This is a genomic window from Streptomyces sp. NPDC020362 (assembly GCF_040642095.1).
Lineage (GTDB): Bacteria > Actinomycetota > Actinomycetes > Streptomycetales > Streptomycetaceae > Streptomyces.
This window is the reverse complement of record NZ_JBFAET010000364.1, coordinates 1-4,767: the sequence shown is the minus strand read 5'-3', so window position 1 is coordinate 4,767 and position 4,767 is coordinate 1. Positions and strand designations below refer to the sequence as shown.

At 72.1% G+C, this 4,767-nt stretch carries 6 protein-coding genes; 4 read left to right on the top strand and 2 right to left on the bottom strand.

Annotated features, from left to right (window positions below; translation table 11 throughout):
- Window positions 1-54: 54 nt before the first annotated feature.
- Together AB0H32_RS46910 and AB0H32_RS46905 are read right to left on the bottom strand one after the other, a co-directional pair.
- Window positions 55-942, bottom strand: a complete 888-nt coding sequence (locus tag AB0H32_RS46910; protein ID WP_361135429.1) for a helix-turn-helix transcriptional regulator — start codon at window positions 940-942, stop codon at window positions 55-57.
- A gap of 124 nt (window positions 943-1,066) precedes the next feature.
- Complete coding sequence (locus AB0H32_RS46905) at window positions 1,067-1,690, bottom strand: histidine phosphatase family protein (protein ID WP_361135426.1); 624 nt, start codon at window positions 1,688-1,690, stop codon at window positions 1,067-1,069.
- A gap of 251 nt (window positions 1,691-1,941) precedes the next feature.
- On the opposite strand from AB0H32_RS46905, the gene AB0H32_RS46900 reads away from it, so the two are divergent.
- The 4 genes from AB0H32_RS46900 (at window position 1,942) to AB0H32_RS46885 (ending at window position 4,603) form a co-directional block, all read left to right on the top strand.
- On the top strand, window positions 1,942-3,369 hold the full coding sequence (locus AB0H32_RS46900; RefSeq protein ID WP_361135423.1) for an MFS transporter: 1,428 nt from the start codon (window positions 1,942-1,944) through the stop codon (window positions 3,367-3,369).
- A 103-nt stretch (window positions 3,370-3,472) separates the two neighbouring features.
- Entirely contained in the window at window positions 3,473-3,697 is a 225-nt protein-coding gene (locus AB0H32_RS46895; RefSeq protein ID WP_361135420.1) for a hypothetical protein, read from the top strand.
- A gap of 183 nt (window positions 3,698-3,880) precedes the next feature.
- Window positions 3,881-4,087 (top strand): hypothetical protein, encoded by a 207-nt coding sequence (locus tag AB0H32_RS46890; RefSeq protein WP_361135417.1) that lies wholly within the window; start codon window positions 3,881-3,883, stop codon window positions 4,085-4,087.
- Window positions 4,088-4,198: 111 nt separating this feature from the next.
- On the top strand, window positions 4,199-4,603 hold the full coding sequence (locus AB0H32_RS46885) for a hypothetical protein (protein ID WP_361135414.1): 405 nt from the start codon (window positions 4,199-4,201) through the stop codon (window positions 4,601-4,603).
- Window positions 4,604-4,767: the final 164 nt, after the last annotated feature.

Sequence of the window (4,767 nt, the reverse complement as noted above, 5' to 3'; positions counted from 1 at the left end):
GTACGCGTACACCGCTTTCCACCTGGGTCTCCCCCACGCGCCCGACCGGCAGCTTCAGGAAGGCCGGCTGCTCCCCTGCGCCATCTCCTGCAGCCTCTCCAGGCGTCTGCGCGTCTCCTCGTTCTTCGGGGCGTAGGTCACCATCCGCGCCCCGGCCTCCGGGCCCAGCCACAGGTCCGTGTGTTCCAGGGTCAGGTGGCCCACGTACGGGTTGAGGAACTCCTTGATCTTGGTGCGGGTGCACACGACCTCGTGGCGTTCCCAGTTCTCGCGGAACTCCGGGGACTCGGCCTCCAGACGCCTGAGCAGCATCCTCCAGGCCGGCTCGCCGAGGTGGCCGGCCATGGAGGCGCGCAGCCGGGCGGCCATCAGGCGCATGGTGTCCTCCAGGTGCACGATCGCCGTGCGCCATTCGCTGTTGGTGTGCACGAGGAGCATGCAGTTGCGGTCCTCCGGCGGGACCGACTCCAGGTCGCCCAGGAGGCGGGCGTAGGTGCTGTTGTGGGCGAGGATGTCGTACCGGCTGTTCTGGATGCAGGCCGGGATCGGCTCCAGCGCGCGGAGCATCTCCCGCAGGGCCGGGGTGACGCTGGGGCAGCTCGCGGCGGGGGTCGGATCGGTGGCCCCGGCCAGCCGGAAGAGGTGGGCGCGCTCGCTGGCGTCCAGCATCAGGGTGCGGGCCAGGGCGTCCAGGACCTGCACGGAGACCTGGATGTTGCGGGCCTGTTCGAGCCAGGTGTACCAGGTGACGCCGACCGCCGAGAGCTGGGCGACCTCCTCCCGGCGCAGCCCCGGTGTGCGGCGTCGCACACCGCGCGGCAGCCCCACCTGCTCGGGCGCGATGCGCTCGCGCCGGCTGCGCAGAAAGGCGGCCAGCTCGTGCCGCCGGATCTCCGAGCCCCGCATCGCCGGGGCGGCCGTCTCCTGGGCCATGGTCGTCATCTCTCCAGAGTGCCGCCGGGCCGATCCTGTTTCCAGGTGGCCCTTGTACCAGGATGCGGGGGCCCGACCACCCGGCTGGGGGGCGGTGCGGTGCGGGTCCGGGGTTCCGGAACGGCGTGGCCGGTCAGATGTGCAGTTCGGGGGGCAAGCCGGTCCAGCGCAGCTCGGCGGGCAGATGCCGCATGTCGTTGGAGAGGAGGACGGAGGGCGCCCGGCCCGGCGTGTACCGGATGACCGTCAGGGCGGCGTTTTCGTGGTTGAGGCCGAGCCAGCGCCACTTCGGCGCGTACATGGCGTCCCGGACGAGCCAGGCGACCAGGAAGTTGTGGGTGACGACCAGTTCGTGCCGGTCCTCCTCACCGTCCACCGGCCCGGTGAACAGATCCAGCGCCTGCCGGGCCAGCACAGGTCCGTGCTCCCGCTCCTCGGCGGTGGCACCCTCGAGGAAGCGGAGGTAGTAGTCCGCCGATTCCGCGGGGAGTTCGTGCCTTGCGGGCACATGGGGGACGTAGTCACCCGCGACTTCCGAGACGTGCAGCGGAACGTCCTTGAGCTGGTCCGCGATCAGGCGGGCGGTCTGCTCCGCGCGGGGCAGCGGGCCGTGGTGGACAGCGGCGAAGGGGACGGTGCGCAGGCGTTCGCCGAGCAGCACCGCCTGCCGACGGCCGCTCTCGGTCAGCCCGCTCTCGTCCGGCGTCGCCTCGCCGTGCCGGACGAGGTAGAGGTAACGGGAGGCGGTGCCGGTCATGTCGAACTCCTCGGCGCTCGTTGTCGATCTTGTACCTCCATGACGCCGGGGTCCCTGACACCGGTTCCCTCCCCGCGCCAAGTGGGCACTCTCCGGCCGGACTTGTCGTTGCCGTCCACCGGCTTCGCGGATTTCACGAAAGCCCCGTCCCCTTCGGACCGGCATCCAGGAACAGCCTGTTTCCGGGTAGTTCCGCTACCAGGATCAGAACACTCTGGTACCAGCCTGAGGGCGGGCGCAGGCTCGGGAGCATGACACAGATCGTCACGACTCCTGCTGTGCGTGCCCCGGTGGCGACGCCCGCGCTGAGCGGACCGGGGCTGTTCACCGTTCTGCTGGCCGCGGCGCTGCCGTTGGTCGACTTCTTCATCGTCAATGTGGCCCTGCCGACCATCGGTGCCGATCTCTCCGCAGGCGAGGCCGTGCTGGAGCTGGTCGTGGCCGGATACGGGGTCGCCTACGCCGTGCTGCTCGTGCTGGGCGGGCGGCTCGGGGACCTGTTCGGGCGGCGCCGGCTGTTCCTCGGCGGTATGGCCGCCTTCGGGGCGACCTCGCTGGCCTGCGGTCTGGCCCCGGGTGCCTGGAGTCTGGTCGCGGCACGGGTCGTGCAGGGGGCGTCGGCCGCGGCCATGCTGCCGCAGGTGCTCGCCACCATCCAGGCCGCCACGAGCGGGACCCGCCGGGCCCGGGCCATGAGTCTGTACGGCGCGACGGCCGGGCTGTCGATGGTGGCGGGACAGATCCTGGGCGGGGTGCTGGTCGCCGCCGATGTGGCCGGGAGCGGGTGGCGGGCGATCTTCCTCGTCAACGTACCGGTCGTGCTGGTGGGGCTGGTGCTGGCCGTGCGGTTCGTGCCGGAGACCCGCTCGCAGCACCCGGAGCCCGTCGACGGGCCCGGGACGGTCCTGCTCGCCGTCTCCCTGCTGACGCTGCTCGCCCCGCTCACCGAGGGCCGGGCGGCGGGCTGGCCGCTGTGGACGTGGCTGTCGCTGGCCGCGTTCCCCTTCGCCGCGGGCGCGTTCTACGCGGTGGAGCGGCGGGCGGACCGGCAGGGGCGGACCCCGCTGGTGCCGCCGAGTCTGTTCGCGGTGGCGTCGCTGCGGCGGGGGCTCGTGCTGATACTGCCGTTCTCGGTGGGCTTCAGCGGGTTCATGTTCGTGATCGCGCTGGTGCTGCAGCGGGGTGCCGGGCTCGGGCCGGTGCCCGCGGGGCTCGCCCTCACGCCGATGGCCGTCACGTTCCTCTTCGTCTCCTTGGCCGGACCGCGGCTGATCGCCCGGTACGGCACCCGGGTGGTCGCGGCCGGTTCCGTCCTGCAGGGCGTGGGCGTCCTGTTGGTCCTCCTGGCCGCCTGGCGCAGCTGGCCGCACCTGGGCTTCGGCTCGCTGCTGCCGGGGGCGGCCGTCGCCGGGGCCGGGCAGGCGCTCCAACTCCCCAACATGTTCCGGATCGTGATGTCCGAGGTGCCGCCGGCCCGGGCGGGCGTCGGCAGCGGTGTGATGGTCACCACCCAGCAGTCCGCTCTGGCCCTGGGCGTGGCCACCCTCGGCACCCTCTTCCTCTCCCTCGTCCCGCACCAGGGCATGCGGGACGCGCTGGTCATCACGCTGCTGGTGCAGCTGGCCGGGATCGTCCTGACCGGGCTGCTCAGCCTGCGGCTGCCCCGCACGGTCGGCTGAGCCGAGGGCACGGCTTGGCCAACACGCCGTGAACCACTCCCTGTTGATGTTGCTCCTGCTGCACACTCCTTGCGGTCGGGTGTGCCGGACGCGGGGAGGCGTCATGCCGCAGGACAACAGCACGAGCAAGGTCAGCCGCTGGGACCGGCACGGCCGGGAGCACGTGGTCCGGGTGCAGCGCACGGGTGTGCAGCGCACGATCAGATGCGACACCTGCGGCTGGCGCAAGGGGGCCCAGTTCCTGCCCTGGCTGAAGGCGCAGGAGCACCTGGCCGAGGCCCACCAGGCGACGGTGGATCCGGCCGCCGCCCGGCAGCCGTCCCGCTGAGAGCCGCCCGGCCGCCGACCGGCGGGACCGATGACCTCCGGCGGCAGCGGCGGGGCGGCCGTGAGGCCAACGGACGCCTGCTGCTGTCGCCCCCCTCGGTGAGGCCAACGGACGCCTGCTGCTGCCACCCCCCCTCGGTGAGGCCAACGGACGCCTTCTGCTGTCGCCTCCTCGGTGAGCCGGATGACCGGCAACCGTCTCGGCGCCCGACGGCGGGGAATCGGCGGGCTCTTCCGCACGGGCCAGGGCTGGCGTTACGGCGCCCAGGCCGGCGCCCTCGCCCCTGATGCGGGACTTCTGACGGGTCACGGCGCAGGGGACGGACACGGCGCAGGGGTGGTGAACGGTGAGGAGGGGGTGAGCGAGAAGACGACCGCTCACCCCCTTTGACCTGCTGCTTCTGCCGGGGCGCAAGGCTCTTGCGGCCTGTCTCGAGTGGCCGGGTCGGCGACCGGACGCCAGCCTGGGAAGGTCCATCGAGCGACAGGACGGGAGACGCACATGACCTCCGTACTCCGCCACCACTGCCTGCGGGCGCTCGGCGCCGGTGCCCTCTCCGTGGCGCTGCTCTCCGGCGGGACGGCCGGAGCCCTCGCCGCCGGAAGCTCCTCCAACCCCGGCATGGCCTCGATCACGGTCAAGGCCGACAAGTCGTCGGTGAACGCCGGCGACAGGGTGGTGTTCGCCGGACGCACCAAGGGCCTGAAGGTCGGAACCCCGCTCGTGCTCCAGCACGAGAAGTCGGGCAAGTGGACCTCGCTGAGGGCGACCGCCAAGGTCAAGAAGGGCAGCGCGTACGCCCTGATCGCCAAGCTGAACACCAAGGGCAGCGAGCATCTGCGGATCGCGGGCGCGAACTCGTCCGGAAAGGTCTACTCGCCCACCGTGACGGTCAAGGTGAACTGAGCCCGCGCACCAGCAGGTCCACGACCTCCTCGAACTCCTCCTGGATGCCGGGCTGCTGCCACTCGCGGGCGTAGCAGGGGTCGTTGCGGAAGAGGGGCTCGCCGTCGACGGTCACCTCGAGGGCGGCGCGGATCGCGTCGGCCTGGGCGGGGCCGCTGGTGGAG

Coding starts and splice junctions, on each gene's coding strand:
- AB0H32_RS46910 (WP_361135429.1), bottom strand. CDS start 942: ATGACGACCATGGCCCAGGAGACGGCCGCCCCGGCGATGCGGGGCTCG.
- AB0H32_RS46905 (WP_361135426.1), bottom strand. CDS start 1,690: ATGACCGGCACCGCCTCCCGTTACCTCTACCTCGTCCGGCACGGCGAG.
- AB0H32_RS46900 (WP_361135423.1), top strand. CDS start 1,942: ATGACACAGATCGTCACGACTCCTGCTGTGCGTGCCCCGGTGGCGACG.
- AB0H32_RS46895 (WP_361135420.1), top strand. CDS start 3,473: ATGCCGCAGGACAACAGCACGAGCAAGGTCAGCCGCTGGGACCGGCAC.
- AB0H32_RS46890 (WP_361135417.1), top strand. CDS start 3,881: ATGACCGGCAACCGTCTCGGCGCCCGACGGCGGGGAATCGGCGGGCTC.
- AB0H32_RS46885 (WP_361135414.1), top strand. CDS start 4,199: ATGACCTCCGTACTCCGCCACCACTGCCTGCGGGCGCTCGGCGCCGGT.